Below are 15250 nucleotides of genomic sequence, written 5' to 3' on the forward strand. Positions count from 1 at the left end.
TGTCATGATGCGCCAGCACACGCGCGTGATCGGCTGGCTGTTGGCGGTGCTGGCGATGGCCGGTTTCAGCGCATTGGGGCTGTGGCAGCTGCAGCGCATGCATGCCAAACAGGCAATGTTGGATGCACAAGGTCCAGCCGTGGCACAGGCGCTGCCACTGGCGCAGGCTCTGGCGGCGCCCGGCGCGTTGCATGGCGTGGCCGACCACGGCCGCTTCCTGCCCGGCGTGGTGCTGCTGGACAACCAGACCCGGCATGGTCGCGCCGGGGTGAAGATCTATCGTCCGTTCCGCAGTGACGGAGGCAGCGTGCTGCTGGTCGACCTCGGCTGGCGCGCGCTGCCGCCGGATCGCACGCTGCCGGATGTGCCGGCGCCGCCTTCGCCGGTGGCGGTGCGTGGGTTATTGGCGCCGCCGCCGTCGGCGGGACTGGCACTGGGCCCGGCGTTCTCCGCTACCGATGAGGCCGGGCGTTGGCTGGCCAGCCGTTTGCCCGCCGAAGGCCTGGCGGCGGCGCTTGGCCTACCGGTATTGCCCGACCGCGTCCTGCGCCTGGACCCGGCACTGCCATTCGGCGACGAACGCGATCTGGACCTGCTGCCGAACACGCTGCCGCCGCAGCGTCACCTGGGCTACGCCGTGCAGTGGTTCGGCCTAGCCCTGACCGTGCTGGTGGTCGCGCTGGTGCTGGAGTGGCGCAGGAGACGTGCCGTGGCCCGGTAGTGCCGGCCGCTGGCCGGCATCCCCTCGGATTCCTGGATGCCGGCCAGCGGCCGGCACTACCGGGGCACCACACCCGCATCCCTTACCCAACCATGAGAAAATGCCCCGCATGAACACTGCTACGTCCCCGCAGGCGCGCGGCTCCGGCCGCCGGACCCTGGTGCTGCTGTTTGCCGTGTTCTTCGGTGCGATGGCACTGGCCGCCGTGCTGCGCTTCTCCGGCTGGCAACCGACCGGGCACCGCAATGCCGGCCAGCTGCTGAAGCCGCCGGTGGACCTGCGCCAGCAGGCGCCGACCCTGGCCAGCGGCCAGCCCTACGCCTGGAACCCCGAGGCCCGTACCTGGCGTCTGCTGGTGGCGCCGGCCGGTGCCTGCGACGCGCAGTGCGTCACTTTGTCGCAGGGACTGGGCAAGGTGTGGCAGCTGTTCGGCCATAACGCCGATAATGTCGAAATCCTGTGGCTGGGAACGCCACCGGCGTCGATCGCCTCGCTGCCCGCGCTGCGGCCGCTGGCTCCGTCGCCAGCACTGCGCGCGGCCCTGCCCGGCGTCGACGATCCGGCTGGCCTGCCGGTCTACGTGATCGATCCGAACGGCTTCGTGATCATGCGTCATGCCCCGGGCACCGACCTGGGTGGCCTGCGCAAGGACATGGCCACGTTGCTGAAACTGAAGTGAGTCCCGTTTGATGAGCCTTTCCGCGCGTCCGGCGCTGCACCGCAATTTCCACCGCCTGGCGTGGTTCGCCATGATCATGACCGCGAGCACGATCATGTTCGGCGCGTTCGTGCGCCTGTCCGATGCCGGCCTGAGCTGCCCGGACTGGCCGACCTGCTATGGCCAGGCCACCTGGCCGCAGCACGTGGAAGAGACCATCGGCCACCCGGCGGCGGAGATCCGCCCGCTGGAGACCCACAAGGCCTGGCGTGAGCAGGTGCACCGCTTCCTGGCTGGCGCGCTGGGCATCGAGATCCTGACCCTGGCCCTGTTGGCCACGCGCAAGCGGCGATTCGGAAGCACGGCGGTGGTGACCGCCTGCGTGCTAGTGGCCGCCGGCATACCGCTGTACATGATGGGCTGGCATGGCACGGCCAGCGTGCTGGCGTTGATCGGTGAGGCGATCCTGCTGATCGCCGCGCTGCGCTGGAGCAACATCGACCTGGCGCGCGCTGCATTGCTGACCCTGGCGGTGGTGATCTTCCAGGCCTTGCTGGGCATGTGGACGGTGACCCTGCTGCTCAAACCCATCGTAGTGATGGGCCATCTGCTCGGTGGCATGCTGATGTTCGGCCTGCTGGTGTGGATGGCCTGGCGCGCGACGCACATGCCGATCACCCTGGCCGAGGCGCCGAAGCTGAAGTGGCTGCTGCGCATCGGCGTAGCGGTGCTGGTCACCCAGATCGCGCTGGGGGGCTGGGTCAGCGCCAATTACGCGGCGCTGGCCTGCGGCGGTGGCAGCGCCTCGCTGGACAACTTCCCGCGCTGCGCCAACCAGTGGTGGCCGCAGCATAACTTCGTCGAAGGCTTCACCCTGTGGCGTGGCATCGGCGTGGATTACGAAGGCGGCGTGCTGGATGGCGCCTCGCGCATCGCCATCCAGATGGCACACCGCCTGTTCGCGGTGGTGGTGGCCCTCTACCTGCTGTGGCTGGGCGTGCGCCTGTTCCGGTTGCCGAGCATGCGTGGCTGGGCCAGCGCGCTGATCGCGCTGCTGGTGCTGCAGGTCACCCTCGGCATCCTCAATGTGAAGCTGGCGCTGCCGCTGGAAGTGGCGGTGGCCCACAACGGCGTGGCCGTTGCCCTGTTGTTCGTGCTGGTCAGCCTGCTGGCCCGCCTGCGTGCCCCGGACTGATTCCATGTTTTCCAATTACCGCCAGTACTGGGACCTGACCAAGCCCAAGGTCGTTGCCCTCATTGTCTTCACTGCCCTGGTCGGCATGGTCCTGGCCATCCCCGGCGTGCCCAGCTGGGAGCAGGTGCGCGCCGGCGTGCTCGGCTTCCTGGGCATCTGGCTGGCCGCTTCGGCGGCCGCGGCGATCAACCAGCTGCTGGATGCGCACATCGATGCGCAGATGGCCCGCACCTCGTGGCGGCCGCTGGTGGTGGGCAAGGTCAAGCCGTGGCAGGTGCTGGTGTTCGCCGGCGTGCTGATCGTGCTGTCGATGGTCATCCTGGTGCTGTGGGTGAACCTGATCACCGCCGTGCTGACCTTTGCCTCGCTGATCGGCTACGCGGTGATCTACACCGTGTACCTGAAGCGTGCGACCTCGCAGAACATCGTCATCGGTGGCCTGGCCGGCGCGATGCCGCCGATGCTGGGCTGGGCTGCGGTGACCGGCATGCAGGGTTCGTCGGACTGGGCGTACTCGTCGCTGCTGGTGCTGATCATCTTCATCTGGACGCCGCCGCACTTCTGGGCGCTAGCGATCTTCCGCCGCGAGGACTACGCCAAAGCGGAGATCCCGATGCTGCCGGTGACCCACGGCGTGGTGCACACCCGCAAGCAGATCATGGTGTATTCGGTGGTGCTGGCGCTGGTCTGCCTGCTGCCGTACCTGGTGGGCATGAGCGGTGCGTTCTACCTGGGCGGCGCGATCGTGCTCAATGCGGTGTTCCTCTGGTACGCCTGGCGCATGCTCAATCCGCCGGACGAACTGTTCTCGATGAAGATGTTCTATTACTCCATCGTCTACCTGATGGCGCTGTTCGCCTTCCTGCTGGTGGACCATTGGATCCTGCCCTGGCTGTAGAGTCGAGCCATGCTCGACTCGGGGGCGGATCCCCGTCGGGGCTCTGACCCGGTCTGATGGTGGGCGCATCCACGCATGGCGTGGATCTACTTGAACCGCGGTTGCTGTGTCGCCATTGCTGTTCCTGACCCCAAGGAAAGGAAGGCGCAGGGATGCATTCGATCTTCCGCTGGACTGCGGCGCTGCTGCTGACGCTGGGCATGGCCCTTAGTGCGCATGCCGACGACACCGCCGTGCAGATCCGCCAGCACGCCGATGAGCATCGCCTGCTGGTGCTGGGTGAATTTCACGGTACCCGCGAGACACCGCTGCTGGTACGCCAGCTGGTGGACGACTACAGCCGTAACGGCCCTGTCCTGCTGGCCCTGGAACTGCCGCGTGCAGAGAACCCTGCGCTGCACGACTATCTGGAATCCGATGGCGGGGCCGCGGCGCGCCAGCACCTGCATGGCCGCGCGTTCTGGACCGTGCGCGATGACCAGCATGACGGCCGTCGCAGCCGCGACATGCTGGCGATGATCGAAGACCTGCGTGCGCTGAAGGCACAGGGTCGTGCCATCGATGTGGTCGGCTATGACGTCGACAACAGCGATGGCGGCAACCAGGCACGCGATGACCGCATGGCGGCCGAGCTGCGGCGGCTGTACCGGCGACTGCCGGCTGGCGCACGCATGCTGGTGCTGACCGGCAACGTGCACGCCATGCTGCAGCGCCCGCAAGGTATGCCGCCGGAAATGCAGATGTACCCGATGGCGTCGCAGCTGCGGGACCTGGATATCTACAGCGTACGGTTGGGCGCGCAGCGTGGTCAGGCGTGGGGATGCGCGGGCCGCTGCGTGGCGCGGTCACTTCCAGAGCAGGTGGCCACGGCGCCGCGGGTCGATGCCGATGCGAAACGGCCGTACGACCTGTGGGTGTGGATGCCGGAGTTGAGCGTCGGCACGCTGGTGGGCCCGTAACGGCAGGCAACCCATCCACGCATGGCGTGGATCTACTGGTGGTTCACGCCATCGGTGGGAGTAGAGCCACGCCATGCGTGGATGGGCTCTCACGGAACCCGGCGCAGCCAGTGTCGGGTTTCGCCCGGGAGGGCTGCAACTGCGCCCACCGACCAAGCCGTCGCGCTGTAGGGTTTTGCCGCGCTGTCAGCTTCCTGCACGCAAGGCGTCACAGATACCGACTGTTCCACCAGACCGGATCATCAACAGTAGATACACAGGTATTGCGGGATGACTCGCAATTCTGTGGAGCAATCAATGAGATGTCATGTTTCTCTGCCCATCGTTCTGTGTGCCGCGCTTACCTGCCTGGCTGGCAATGCGGCAGCAGAAGTAAAAGCACTGAGTCGGGCCAACTGCATTGGATTCATCAACGAATCCCCTATGAACGGCCCCAGTTTCGCAATTTTCAGGGGTCGGCCGTAACCAGGCACGTTCCCCTCGGGAACATTGAGCCGAAGCATGCTTTCGGTGCTAACAATGGACTGTACTCCTGGCGATTTTACGCAGGCGATGGCAGTGATCCAGAACGAATGGTTGTTCACGGATATCACACATGGGTGCTGGGCGGACGCGTATTTACGCAATCCACGAGTGCGGTCGATTGCCAACTTTCGGAGTGGTGAGCATCATGAAGAGTCTTTGCTTTATCGCATTCTCGCTGGCCACGTCGATGTCAGCTCAAGCATCCCAGAATGAACCTGCTCCCGATGCGGTAGGGAGCTGGCTACACCAACGCGCCATGCAGGCTGCAATGCAGGAGGCCTCGGCAATGGGAAGATCGTCCGCCAGCGTGGGCAGCTACCAGATGGTGAAACTGGCAGACCTTGATGCCCCCCGAGAAGTGAAGCGGCAGCTTCGCGATGACATCGAACGATCCAACGGTGTCGTGCGGGTTGCAGCAGGGAGTATCCCAACGCAGGCCGAAATGCTGGCTGCCGTGCCGCGGACTCACCGCTCAACTCCAGAACTGCGCCAGCGCCTGCCGCAGCCACCCAGCAGGCTGGAAAGCAGCCTGCTGGGCGCAGCCGAGATGATTGGCATGGAGCCCAGTGGCGCTTTGGAGGGTGGAAAGTCCTCGGGCTTGAGCCGTTTCTACCGGCTGGAGGGTGTCGGCATCGTGGAGTTCAGCGAGAACAACTTCCTCGCTGCGGGCATGCAGATCGAGGTCATCGCGGAGGCGCAGAACACCGTGGTGGACGGCAAGCCCGCTCATCTCGGGAAGGTTGTGGATAGTGTCGGCCGTACTCGGGTTGAGCTTGCCTGGACGGGAGACAGCAAGACCTACAGTCTGACCGCCACGGGCGAGCCGGGCAGCGACGTGGAGCGCAACGCCCGAGTGCTGCACGACATCGCCGCGGCCATCGTGGATTAGCGGCGGCGTATGCGTCATCCACGCCGCGCGTGGATGGGCTCTCTACAAAAACCCGCGCGCCCAATCAGGGCGCGCGCTTCGCATACCGCTGCGCGATCACACCGCAGACGATCAGCTGGATCTGGTGGTAGATCATCACCGGCAGCACGATCGCGCCGAGGCTTCCACCGGCGAACAGCACCTTGGCGATCGGCACGCCGGTGGCCAGGCTCTTCTTCGAGCCGCAGAAGACGATGGCGATCTCGTCCTCGCGGTTGAAGCGCAGGCGACGCGCGATGAAGGTGATCAGCGGCATGGCGATGCCCAGCAGCACGGCGGCGACCACCGCCACGGCCAGCAGCGACAGCAGCGGTGTCTTGCTCCACAACCCTTCGGTTACCGCTTCGCCGAACGCCGAATACACCACCAGCAGGATCGTGCCCTGGTCGGTGTAGCGCAGCAGCGCGCGCTGCTTCTCCACCCAGCCGGCAATCCACGGCCGCAGCAGGTGGCCGGCCACGAACGGCACCAGCAGCTGCAGCATGATGCCGCCGATCGCGTGCAGTGGGTCATGCACGCCGCCGGAGGTGCCGGCCAGCGCGGTCAGCAGCAGTGGGGTCAGGAACACGCCGAGGATGCTCGACAGCGAGGCGCTGCACACCGCTGCCGGCACGTTGCCGCGGGCCATGGAGGTGAACGCGATGGACGACTGCACGGTGGACGGCAGGGTGCACAGGAACAGCACGCCCAGGTACAGCTCCGGAGTCAGCAGCCAACCCGACAGTGGCTTGAACATCAGCCCCAGCAGCGGGAACAGGATGAAGGTGCAGGCCAGGATGGTCAGGTGCAGCCGCCAGTGCAGCATGCCGCCGATGATCGACTCGCGCGGCAGGCGCGCGCCATGCAGGAAGAACAGCGCGGCGATGGCGACGGTGGTGACATCGTCGAGCACGATGGCGGCGGCGCCCTTCATCGGCAGCAGCGAGGCCAGGCCGACGGTGCACAGCAGGGCGAGGGTGAAGTTGTCCGGTCGCAGGCGCGACCACCAGCGGGTCATGGTGGGCAGAGTCCTTGGTGCGGAGGGTGGTTCAGGGCGAGGTGACCGGTGTGGCCAGGCGCTGGCGGGTGGCGGCTTCCAGCGACTTCAGGCCGGCGCGCTGGCCGAGCTGAAGCGCCTGCTCCGGGCTGGCATGTTCATAGCGGGCATTGACCAGGCCGAGCACGGCACCGGCGCGGTTGCCGGAGGCGCAGTGCAGCAGCACCGGCCCCTGGCTCTGCTGCAGGGCCTGGTGCACGGCGCGCACATTGGCCGCATCCAGGCCCTCGGCGCCGGCCACCGGAATGCGCACATAGCGCAGGCCCAGCGATTCGGCCGCGTGGATTTCATCGAAGCCGCGGTCTTCGTCGGACTGGCGCAGGTCGATCACGGTGCGCACGCCCTGCGCGGCCAAGGCCTGCAGCTGCGCGGCACTGGGCTGGCCGCCGACATACAGGCCGGGGCGGACTTCGTTCAGGGGCGCGTCTTCGGCCAGGGCCGTCAGCGGCAGGCGGAGCGACAACAACAGCAGGCAGGTCAGGCGCAGCAGCATGGTCCTCTCCGTGAAAACGTTCTGCCCGCTACAGGCGCAGTCCGGCGCGCGCCTTCAGCAGCTCGCGCAGTTCGTATTTGTCAGTATCGTCCAGGCCCTGCTGGCGCTGCTTTGCCAACAACTCCTCCAGACGTTGCACCAGCAGCTGTTTCTCCAGCTGGGCCACTGCGTCGTGCAGTTCCTGGGTCCAGCTGGCTTCGGTGCCGGGCAGCGTCTGTGCGGCCAATGTATGCAGCGAGGCCTGTTCCTCGCGGCCGTCGAAGTGTTCCAGCAGGGCGCCGGTGCTGATGTCCGGGCGCTGTTCGACCAGCCCCAGCAGCTCCAGCAGCAGTTCCACACCAGGCAGGCGAAGGCCCTGGAAGTGATGCTTGCCGCCCAGGGTCAGCGCCAGCGACGGCTGCTGCAGCAGCACGGCGATCGCGCCGCGCACCAGGCTGCGCCTGGCCACTGGCTGGATCGTGCGCGAAGGCTGGCGTTGCGGCATCGACGTGCGTGCAGCCTGGGCGTTGCCGCCGAGCCCGGTCAGCTGCGCCAGCTGCTGCTTCATCAGGTCGCCGAAGGCACCGTCGGGAATCTGCGCCAGCATCGGCTTTGCGCGTTCGGCCAGGCGCGCCTTGCCGTCCAGCGTGCCCAGGTTGATCTCGCGGGTCAGTTCATCGAAGAAGAACTGCGACAGCGGCGTGGCCTGCTTCAGGCGCTCGTTGAAGGCCTCGGCGCCTTCCTTGCGCACGATGGTGTCCGGGTCTTCGCCATCGGGCAGGAACAGGAAGAAGGCCTGGCGGCCGTCCTTCATGCGCGGCAGCACCGACTCCAGCGCCTTCCAGCCGGCGCGGCGGCCGGCGGCGTCGCCGTCGAAGCAGAAGAACACGTCCGGCGCGTTGCGGAACAGCAGCTCGGCATGGTCCGGCGTGGTTGCGGTACCCAGTGTTGCCACCGCCTGGGTGACACCGAACTGGAACAGCGAGACCACGTCCATGTAGCCCTCGACCACGATCAGCCGCTCGATCTTCTGGTTGGCCTGACGCACCTGCCACAGGCCGTACAGTTCGCGGCCCTTGTGGAACAGCGCGGTTTCGGGCGAGTTGAGGTACTTGGGGCCGTCGTCCTTCTCGAACACGCGGCCACCGAAGGCGATCACCCGGCCACGGCGGTCGAAGATCGGGAACATCACCCGGTCGCGGAACTTGTCGTAGACGTGGCCGCGGTCATTCTTCGAGAACAGGCCGGCGCGGTCGAGCAGCTTCATGCGCCGCTCGTCCTTGCCCAGTGCATCGCGCAGCCCGCTGTACCCATCCGGGGCGTAGCCGATCTGGAAGCGCGCGCGGTTCTCTTCGTCCACGCCACGCCCATCAAGGTAACTGCGTGCCTTGTCGCTGCCTTCCAGGTTCTTCTGGAAGAACCGGGCAGCGGCATCCAGTGCCGAATACAGCTCGCGGCTGTCGTCCTGCTGCTGGGGGCTGCGCGGGTTCTCGTTGCGCGGTACTTCCATGCCCGCGCGCTTGGCCAGCTCATCCACCGCGTCGAGGAACTCGAGGCGGTCGTAGTTCATCAGGAAGCTGATCGCGGTGCCGTGCGCGCCGCAGCCGAAGCAGTGATAGAACTGCTTGGTGGGCGAGACCGTGAACGACGCCGAGCGCTCGTCATGGAACGGGCAGCGCGCGGCGTACTCCTTGCCCTGTCGCTTCAACGGCACGCGGCTGCCCACCACCTCGACGATGTCGGAGCGGGCGAGCAGATCGTCGATGAAAGCGTCGGGGATACGGGCCATGGGCAACAGAACGGGGCGCGGCCGCAGGGCGCGCAGCAGGGGCGGCAGGTTCCCCTAGTTTACTCGCTGGCGGTGCCGGGGCTGGCCTGTTCCGCATCGGCCCCGGCCCTGGCCAGTTGCGCCCGTGCATGCTGCCGTTCGTCGATCACCGCGGTCATCAACGCACCGACGAAGAACACGGCGGTGGCGTAGTAGATCCAGACCAGCGAGATCACCAGCGCGCCCATCGAACCGTAGGCGCTACCCGGGGCCACCGTGGCGATGTAGACGCCGATGCCATAGCGGCCGAGGGTGAACAGCACCGAGGTGATGGCACCGCCGATGAAGGCCTGGCGCCAGGCCACGCGGCGGTCCGGCAGGTAGTGGTAGAGGAAGGCGAAGGCCAGCGTGTACAGCAGCAGCGAGGTCAGGTAGCCGATTGCCGGCAGTACCGAGGGCAGTTGCGCGAACACCACCTGCAGTGCGGTGGTGGCGGTCATCGACAGGATCAGCAGGAAGCCCAGTGCCAACACCACGCCGAATGAGAACACGCGCTTGCGCAGCCAGGCCTTGATGCCTTCCAGACGCTGGCCGCTGGTGTGGAAGATCCGGTTCAGCGCGTTCTGCAGCTGGGCGAACACCGCCGTGGCGCCGATGAACAGCAGCAGCGTGCTCCACAGCCCGGCCAATGAACCGACGCTGGGCTGGCTGTTGGCGTTGTGCAGCACGGTGTCGGCGACGCTGGCCACGCTGCTGCCGGCCACCGAACCGATCTGGCTGATCAACGTCTGTTGTGCCGGTGGGTACAGCGAGGCGGTCAGCCACAGCAGCAGCACCAGCAGCGGTGCCATCGACAGCAGGGCGTAGAAGGAGACCGAGGCGGCCTGGGTCAGCACGTCGATTTCGACGAAGCGCTTGGTGACGGCCATCGGGAAGCTGTCCTGCAGGCGGTCAGCGTAGTGGCGAAGCCGTGCGGGAATGCCGTGGGGACGCGTGTCGGCGGGGGAGTGCGATTGCTCGACCATGGGGATGTTGTAGCAGCCGGGGGTCGAAGGTGCGGTGAAGCGGGTGCATCAATGGGGTCAGAGCCCTTCCGCGATGCGAAAGGGATCCGACCCCGGCAATGGCTTACGCCAGCTGCTGCTTGACCAGCTTGGAGACCAGACCCATGTCGGCCTGGCCAGCGAGCTTGGGCTTCAATGCGCCCATCAGCTTGCCCATGTCGGCCGGACCGGAAGCGCCGGTCTCGGCGATGGCGGCCTGGATCGCGGCGACGATCTCGGCTTCGCCCATCTTGGCCGGCAGGTAGGCTTCGATGACCACGATCTCGGCGCGCTCGATCTCCGCCAGGTCCTCGCGGTTGGCGGCTTCGAACTGGCTGACCGAGTCCTTGCGCTGCTTGACCATCTTGTCGAGCACGGCGATCACGGCGGTGTCATCCAGCTCGATGCGCTCGTCCACTTCGCGCTGCTTGATGGCGGCGTTGATCAGGCGGATCACGCCCAGCTTGTGCTTCTCGCCCGCCTTCATGGCGGCCTTCATGTCTTCGGTGAGCTGCTGCTTCATGCTCATGAGGAACCTCGTGGTGGTAGGTGGGGCGGGGCGGATGCCCGAACCCGGAAACGCAAAAAGCCGGCGACGCTCGCGCGTGCCGGCTTCGGCTCCATCGCGACAGGCAAGCCCATCGCAATGAAGATGCGTCCGATCAGTACAGGCGCTGACGCTTGGTAACGTCGCGCGACGAGCGGCGCAGCTGACGCTTCACAGCAGCGGCGGCCTTGCGCTTGCGCTCCTGGGTCGGCTTTTCGTAGAACTCGCGCTTGCGGGTTTCGGCCAGCACACCGGCCTTTTCGCAAGTGCGCTTGAAGCGGCGAAGAGCAAACTCGAAGGGCTCGTTCTCGCGGACTTTGACGCTGGGCATGGAATCTCCGGGACACAGTAGAACCGGGTCACGCCCGGCGAGCCGCACATTATAGCGGCGAATAGACAAACTGCAAGCGGCCAACCCTGAATACGGGCCAGAGGTTCGAAAGCAGTGAGACCTGCACGTCCCCCGAGGGGGCGGCAGGGGCGTCATAATAGCAGGCATGCGAGTCCTTGGCATCGAATCTTCCTGTGATGAGACCGGCGTGGCGGTGTATGACACCGACCTGGCCGGCAGCGCGGCCCTGCGCGCCCATGCGGTCTACAGCCAGATCGCCCTGCACGCCGAATACGGTGGTGTGGTGCCCGAGCTGGCCAGCCGCGACCACGTCCGCAAGTTGCTGCCGCTGGTGCGCCAGACCCTGGCCGAAGCCGGCCTGGGTGTAGGTGATATCGACGGCGTGGCTTACACGGCGGGTCCCGGCCTGGTCGGCGCGCTGCTGGTCGGCGCGGGCGTGGCGCGGTCGCTGGCCTGGGCGCTGGAGGTGCCGGCGGTGGGCGTACACCATATGGAAGGCCACCTGCTGGCCCCGCTGATGGAGGACGACCCGCCGGAAGCGCCGTTCGTGGCGCTGCTGGTGTCCGGTGGCCATACCCAGCTGGTGGCGGTGGACGCGATCGGCCAGTACCGCCTGCTGGGCGAAACTCTGGACGACGCGGCCGGCGAGGCCTTCGACAAGACCGCCAAGATGATGGGCCTGCCCTATCCGGGCGGCCCGCAGCTGGCCAGGCTGGCCGAGCAGGGCACGCCGGGTGTCTACCGCTTCGCGCGGCCGATGACCGACCGACCGGGGCTGGATTTCAGCTTCTCCGGCCTGAAGACCCAGGTCCTGATGGCCTGGCGCGACAGCGACCAGAGCGAGCAGACCCGCGCCGACATCGCCCGTGGCTTTGAAGATGCAGTGGTCGAGACCCTGTCGATCAAGTGCGAGCGCGCGCTGGAAGCGGCCGGCACCAATGTGATCGTGGTGGCTGGCGGCGTCGGCGCCAACAAGCGCCTGCGCGCACGCCTGCAGCAGATGGCCGAGCGCCTTGGCGGCCGTGCCTGCTTCCCGCGGCCGGCGTTGTGCACCGACAACGGCGCGATGATCGCCTTCGCCGGCGCGCTGCGGCTGCAGGCCGGCCAGCACAGCCCGCCGAAGGTCGAGGTCACCCCGCGCTGGGACATGGCGACCCTGCCTGCGGTGTAAGCCCCGGAACCGGTAGCGCCGGGCCATACCCGGCGGACGCATTACGGACGCCCTGCCAACGGCGACGCCGCCAATACCGTCGTTGCCCGCTCATGGCGTTGCAACCAGCCCAGCGTATGCGGGCAGCGCGCATGGATCAGCCGCCCGATCGCAGCCAGGTCGGCACCGATGTCGCGTTCCAGGATGGGTTCGTGGTGGGCGATCCGATTGCGCAGGAGGCGGATGCGTCCGATGTCTGCGTGGATGCTCGTGCGGACGACGCTGAGAGCATTCTGTGGCGCGTTCGGCAACGCAATCTTCAAGCCCCGCGTCCAGATGGCTCCCTCGAAGCGCCGCGTGAAAAGCTGCTGCCAGAACGCGAAGCGAAGGCTGGCGATGATCTCCTGAGTGTCCATCCGACGACCAGCCTGTCTATGGAGATCCTGCAAGGCCGACAACGCGCCATCTGCTGGCATCCGCTGCAGCAGTGCAGGATGCCAGGGCCAGCGCGGCCCAAAGGCATGCGCCAGCGCCGCGGCCACCGCGTTGCGGATTACGATTTCACAGACGTGCAGGGGGGATAGCAGCGCGCCGCACATCTGCATGTTCCATACGTAAAGCGAGGCGGCATCCAAAGAGTGCCGGTCCGCGATACGTTTGTACGTCGCCCACCGTGGGCGTGACAGCGCTGCCTGCAGGATTCGTTGCTCTCTCATCAAATGCGGGACCACATGGCGGATCATCAGCCTGCGCTGGTTGCCGCTGGCGTGATATCGGGCAATGCCGCCGCGTCAGGCAGCAGAATTCCTGTATTGCCCTTGGCTTCCTCCAGCATGTCGCGATTGACTCTGGACCGTCGAGGGAATGAACGTCATGATCTGCATCGTGTGCTTCGGGACTCGCGGCTGGATTCCAGCTCCCCCCGAGGACGTTGAGAGGTACCAAAGGGCCCCGCTAGCAGGGCCCTTTTTTTTTTGGAAATGCGGGTATAGTCGGAATCGCCTCTTGATCCGCAGACCTCACCCGCTTCAATTTCGACGCCTGCGCCACCGGGACTCGCGGCTGTTCAACAGCTCCCCCCGGGGACAAGCGGTAGTACCAGAGGGCCCTGCTAGCGGGGCTCTTTGTTTTTCCCAGTGCCGCATTCCTGCCGGCCACCCACCGCCCGTTCCGGGCAGGCTCACCGTCGTGCCGTTACCATGGCCCCCTGTATTCGGGCTGGTTAAGCGCAATGGACAAGGTTTTCATCGAGGGGCTGACGATCGACGCCCTGATCGGTATCTACGATTGGGAACGACGGATCCGCCAGGACCTGGTGTTCGACCTGGAAATGGGCTTTGACAACCGTCGTCCCGCGGCCTCCGACGACATCGCCCATACCCTGAACTACAAGGCGGTGAGCAAGCGCCTGGAGCAGTTCGTGCGCGAGTCGGAATTCGGCCTGGTCGAAACCCTGGCCGAGCGCTGCGCGCAGATCGTGCTGGACGAATTCGACGTGAAGTGGCTGCGCCTGAAGCTGAGCAAGCCGGGCGCGGTGCGCGGCGCGCGCGCGGTGGGCGTGATCATCGAACGCACGCGGGACTGACCCGGACGTGCCGGCCGCTGGCCGGCAACCTCAACGGCAATGACGAAGGAGACAACTGATGGTGGACGCGGTGGTGGCGGTACAGTGGCTGGAACGGCTGCAGAACACACTGGAACCCTATCCTGGCGCCTACCTGGTGCTGATGATCACGGCGCTGCTGGTCGCAGCCGGCCTGGCCAACTGGGTGACCAAGCGCATCCTGGTGCGTGGCCTGCGGCGCCTGCTGCAGCGCCTGCCCGGTGCCGAGTCCGGGCGCGGCAGCCATCTGATGCGGGTCATCTCGCGCCTGTCCAACGTGGTGCCCAGCCAGGTGATCGCCTCGGGCATCACCCTCATTCCCGACCTGCCACCCGGCCTGGTCAACGTCATCATCAAGCTGTGCATCGTATGGGCCGTGCTGACGGTGTCGATGGCGTTCTCGCATGCGCTGGACGCGGCCAACAGCCTGTACGAGCGCAAGCCCGATGCGCGCAACAAGCCGATCAAGGGCTACCTGCAGGTGGTCAAGATCGTGGTGTTCGTGGCCGCCGGCTTGTCCATCATTGCGACCCTGCTGGGGGTGAAGCTGGGCCCGCTGGTGACCGGCCTGGGCGCGGCCACCGCAGTGCTGATGCTGATTTTCCAGGACACCATCCTGTCGCTGGTGGCCAGTGTGCAGATCAGTGGCGATGGCCGTGTGCGCATCGGCGACTGGATCGAAATGCCCAGCCAGAATGCCGACGGTGACGTCATCGATATCGCGCTGCACACCGTCACCGTGCAGAACTTCGACAAGACCATCACCACCATCCCGACCAAGAAACTGGTGACCGAGTCGTTCAAGAACTGGCGCGGCATGCAGGAGGCCGGCGGCCGCCGCATCAAGCGTGCGCTGTATCTGGACCAGCACAGTGTCGGCTTCCTGGACGAGGGCGACCTGGCCTTCCTTGGCCAGTTCGCGCTGCTGCGTGATTACCTGCAGGAGAAGGAGCAGGAGCTTGGCCAGTGGAACGGGCGCCTGCGCGAACAGGGCGTGGCCGAGGTCAACAGCCGCCGGGTGACCAACCTGGGTACCTTCCGGGCCTATGTGGAGCGCTACCTGCGCAACCACCCGGGCATCCATACCGACATGACCCTGCTGGTACGGCAGCTGCAGCCGACCACCGAGGGCCTGCCGCTGGAGCTGTACTGCTTCACCCGCAGCACCGCCTGGGGCGAGTACGAGGCGGTGCAGTCGGACATCTTCGACCACCTGCTGGCGATCCTGCCGGCCTTCGGCCTGCGCGTGTTCCAGGCCTCCAGTGACGCCATGTTGATGGCCGGGCAGCGCCAGTTGGCTGGGTCGGAGTAAGCTGCGATGCCTCCGGCGGGGCCATACGGACCCCGCTGGTGGCTGAAACTGAATGAAAAAACCTCTCGCCAAATCGCCCGGGA

16 protein-coding genes are annotated in these 15250 nt (G+C 66.3%); 9 read left to right on the plus strand and 7 right to left on the minus strand.

Annotation, left to right across the window (positions count from 1 at the left end; translation table 11 throughout):
- The first annotated feature begins 4 nt into the window (after positions 1-4).
- The 6 genes from ACZK13_RS01595 to ACZK13_RS01620 all read left to right on the plus strand — a co-directional run bounded on the left by ACZK13_RS01595 (position 5) and on the right by ACZK13_RS01620 (position 5845).
- Complete coding sequence (locus ACZK13_RS01595) at positions 5-721, plus strand: SURF1 family protein (RefSeq protein WP_253144978.1); 717 nt, start codon at positions 5-7, stop codon at positions 719-721.
- Positions 722-830: 109 nt separating this feature from the next.
- On the plus strand, positions 831-1400 hold the full coding sequence (locus ACZK13_RS01600) for a hypothetical protein (protein WP_032129724.1): 570 nt from the start codon (positions 831-833) through the stop codon (positions 1398-1400).
- Between the two features lie 10 nt (positions 1401-1410).
- Positions 1411-2574, plus strand: a complete 1164-nt coding sequence (locus tag ACZK13_RS01605) for a COX15/CtaA family protein (RefSeq protein WP_049421194.1) — start codon at positions 1411-1413, stop codon at positions 2572-2574.
- A 4-nt stretch (positions 2575-2578) separates the two neighbouring features.
- A complete protein-coding gene (cyoE, locus tag ACZK13_RS01610) occupies positions 2579-3472 on the plus strand; it encodes a heme o synthase (RefSeq protein WP_010484229.1) in 894 nt (297 codons plus the stop codon).
- 152 nt (positions 3473-3624) lie between these two features.
- A complete protein-coding gene (locus ACZK13_RS01615) occupies positions 3625-4431 on the plus strand; it encodes a calcium-binding protein (RefSeq protein WP_253144977.1) in 807 nt (268 codons plus the stop codon).
- A gap of 793 nt (positions 4432-5224) precedes the next feature.
- Positions 5225-5845: a hypothetical protein gene (locus tag ACZK13_RS01620; protein WP_180838560.1), complete on the plus strand. Its 621-nt coding sequence runs from the start codon at positions 5225-5227 to the stop codon at positions 5843-5845.
- A gap of 64 nt (positions 5846-5909) precedes the next feature.
- On the opposite strand, the gene ACZK13_RS01625 is transcribed toward ACZK13_RS01620, so the two are convergent.
- The 6 genes from ACZK13_RS01625 to rpsU form a co-directional block, all read right to left on the minus strand.
- Complete coding sequence (locus ACZK13_RS01625; RefSeq protein ID WP_049421191.1) at positions 5910-6881, minus strand: bile acid:sodium symporter family protein; 972 nt, start codon at positions 6879-6881, stop codon at positions 5910-5912.
- A gap of 31 nt (positions 6882-6912) precedes the next feature.
- The gene (locus ACZK13_RS01630; RefSeq protein ID WP_180838561.1) at positions 6913-7413 is read right to left on the minus strand and encodes a protein tyrosine phosphatase family protein; all 501 of its coding nucleotides are present in this window, start codon (positions 7411-7413) and stop codon (positions 6913-6915) included.
- A gap of 28 nt (positions 7414-7441) precedes the next feature.
- Positions 7442-9181: a DNA primase gene (gene dnaG, locus ACZK13_RS01635; RefSeq protein ID WP_253144972.1), complete on the minus strand. Its 1740-nt coding sequence runs from the start codon at positions 9179-9181 to the stop codon at positions 7442-7444.
- A 59-nt stretch (positions 9182-9240) separates the two neighbouring features.
- The gene (locus tag ACZK13_RS01640) at positions 9241-10185 is read right to left on the minus strand and encodes a YihY/virulence factor BrkB family protein (protein ID WP_125895677.1); all 945 of its coding nucleotides are present in this window, start codon (positions 10183-10185) and stop codon (positions 9241-9243) included.
- A gap of 103 nt (positions 10186-10288) precedes the next feature.
- Entirely contained in the window at positions 10289-10732 is a 444-nt protein-coding gene (locus tag ACZK13_RS01645) for a GatB/YqeY domain-containing protein (RefSeq protein WP_004153909.1), read from the minus strand.
- A gap of 133 nt (positions 10733-10865) precedes the next feature.
- On the minus strand, positions 10866-11081 hold the full coding sequence (gene rpsU, locus ACZK13_RS01650; RefSeq protein WP_002808376.1) for a 30S ribosomal protein S21: 216 nt from the start codon (positions 11079-11081) through the stop codon (positions 10866-10868).
- Between the two features lie 166 nt (positions 11082-11247).
- Between rpsU and tsaD the strand changes: the two genes are divergently transcribed.
- Positions 11248-12273 carry a tRNA (adenosine(37)-N6)-threonylcarbamoyltransferase complex transferase subunit TsaD gene (tsaD, locus tag ACZK13_RS01655; RefSeq protein WP_180838564.1) on the plus strand — a complete coding sequence of 342 codons (1026 nt, stop codon included), beginning with the start codon at positions 11248-11250 and terminating at the stop codon, positions 12271-12273.
- 41 nt (positions 12274-12314) lie between these two features.
- On the opposite strand, the gene ACZK13_RS01660 is transcribed toward tsaD, so the two are convergent.
- A complete protein-coding gene (locus ACZK13_RS01660) occupies positions 12315-12968 on the minus strand; it encodes a hypothetical protein (protein WP_032130383.1) in 654 nt (217 codons plus the stop codon).
- 515 nt (positions 12969-13483) lie between these two features.
- Here ACZK13_RS01660 and folB point away from each other — a divergent pair.
- Together folB and ACZK13_RS01670 are read left to right on the plus strand one after the other, a co-directional pair.
- Positions 13484-13837 carry a dihydroneopterin aldolase gene (gene folB, locus ACZK13_RS01665; protein WP_046983887.1) on the plus strand — a complete coding sequence of 118 codons (354 nt, stop codon included), beginning with the start codon at positions 13484-13486 and terminating at the stop codon, positions 13835-13837.
- A gap of 58 nt (positions 13838-13895) precedes the next feature.
- Positions 13896-15167, plus strand: coding sequence for a mechanosensitive ion channel family protein (locus ACZK13_RS01670; RefSeq protein ID WP_253144969.1), 1272 nt, complete (start codon positions 13896-13898; stop codon positions 15165-15167).
- Positions 15168-15250 lie beyond the last annotated feature (83 nt).

The organism is Stenotrophomonas sp. 99219_Sma, from assembly GCF_056480785.1.

Excerpts from the sequence above, each read along its gene's own strand:
- ACZK13_RS01645 (WP_004153909.1), bottom strand. The coding sequence starts at position 10,732 with ATGAGCATGAAGCAGCAGCTCACCGAAGACATGAAGGCCGCCATGAAG.
- ACZK13_RS01640 (WP_125895677.1), bottom strand. The coding sequence starts at position 10,185 with ATGGTCGAGCAATCGCACTCCCCCGCCGACACGCGTCCCCACGGCATT.
- cyoE (WP_010484229.1), top strand. The coding sequence starts at position 2,579 with ATGTTTTCCAATTACCGCCAGTACTGGGACCTGACCAAGCCCAAGGTC.
- tsaD (WP_180838564.1), top strand. The coding sequence starts at position 11,248 with ATGCGAGTCCTTGGCATCGAATCTTCCTGTGATGAGACCGGCGTGGCG.
- ACZK13_RS01615 (WP_253144977.1), top strand. The coding sequence starts at position 3,625 with ATGCATTCGATCTTCCGCTGGACTGCGGCGCTGCTGCTGACGCTGGGC.
- folB (WP_046983887.1), top strand. The coding sequence starts at position 13,484 with ATGGACAAGGTTTTCATCGAGGGGCTGACGATCGACGCCCTGATCGGT.
- rpsU (WP_002808376.1), bottom strand. The coding sequence starts at position 11,081 with ATGCCCAGCGTCAAAGTCCGCGAGAACGAGCCCTTCGAGTTTGCTCTT.
- ACZK13_RS01630 (WP_180838561.1), bottom strand. The coding sequence starts at position 7,413 with ATGCTGCTGCGCCTGACCTGCCTGCTGTTGTTGTCGCTCCGCCTGCCG.
- ACZK13_RS01660 (WP_032130383.1), bottom strand. The coding sequence starts at position 12,968 with ATGAGAGAGCAACGAATCCTGCAGGCAGCGCTGTCACGCCCACGGTGG.
- ACZK13_RS01670 (WP_253144969.1), top strand. The coding sequence starts at position 13,896 with ATGGTGGACGCGGTGGTGGCGGTACAGTGGCTGGAACGGCTGCAGAAC.
- ACZK13_RS01620 (WP_180838560.1), top strand. The coding sequence starts at position 5,225 with ATGCAGGAGGCCTCGGCAATGGGAAGATCGTCCGCCAGCGTGGGCAGC.
- dnaG (WP_253144972.1), bottom strand. The coding sequence starts at position 9,181 with ATGGCCCGTATCCCCGACGCTTTCATCGACGATCTGCTCGCCCGCTCC.
- ACZK13_RS01625 (WP_049421191.1), bottom strand. The coding sequence starts at position 6,881 with ATGACCCGCTGGTGGTCGCGCCTGCGACCGGACAACTTCACCCTCGCC.
- ACZK13_RS01605 (WP_049421194.1), top strand. The coding sequence starts at position 1,411 with ATGAGCCTTTCCGCGCGTCCGGCGCTGCACCGCAATTTCCACCGCCTG.
- ACZK13_RS01595 (WP_253144978.1), top strand. The coding sequence starts at position 5 with ATGATGCGCCAGCACACGCGCGTGATCGGCTGGCTGTTGGCGGTGCTG.
- ACZK13_RS01600 (WP_032129724.1), top strand. The coding sequence starts at position 831 with ATGAACACTGCTACGTCCCCGCAGGCGCGCGGCTCCGGCCGCCGGACC.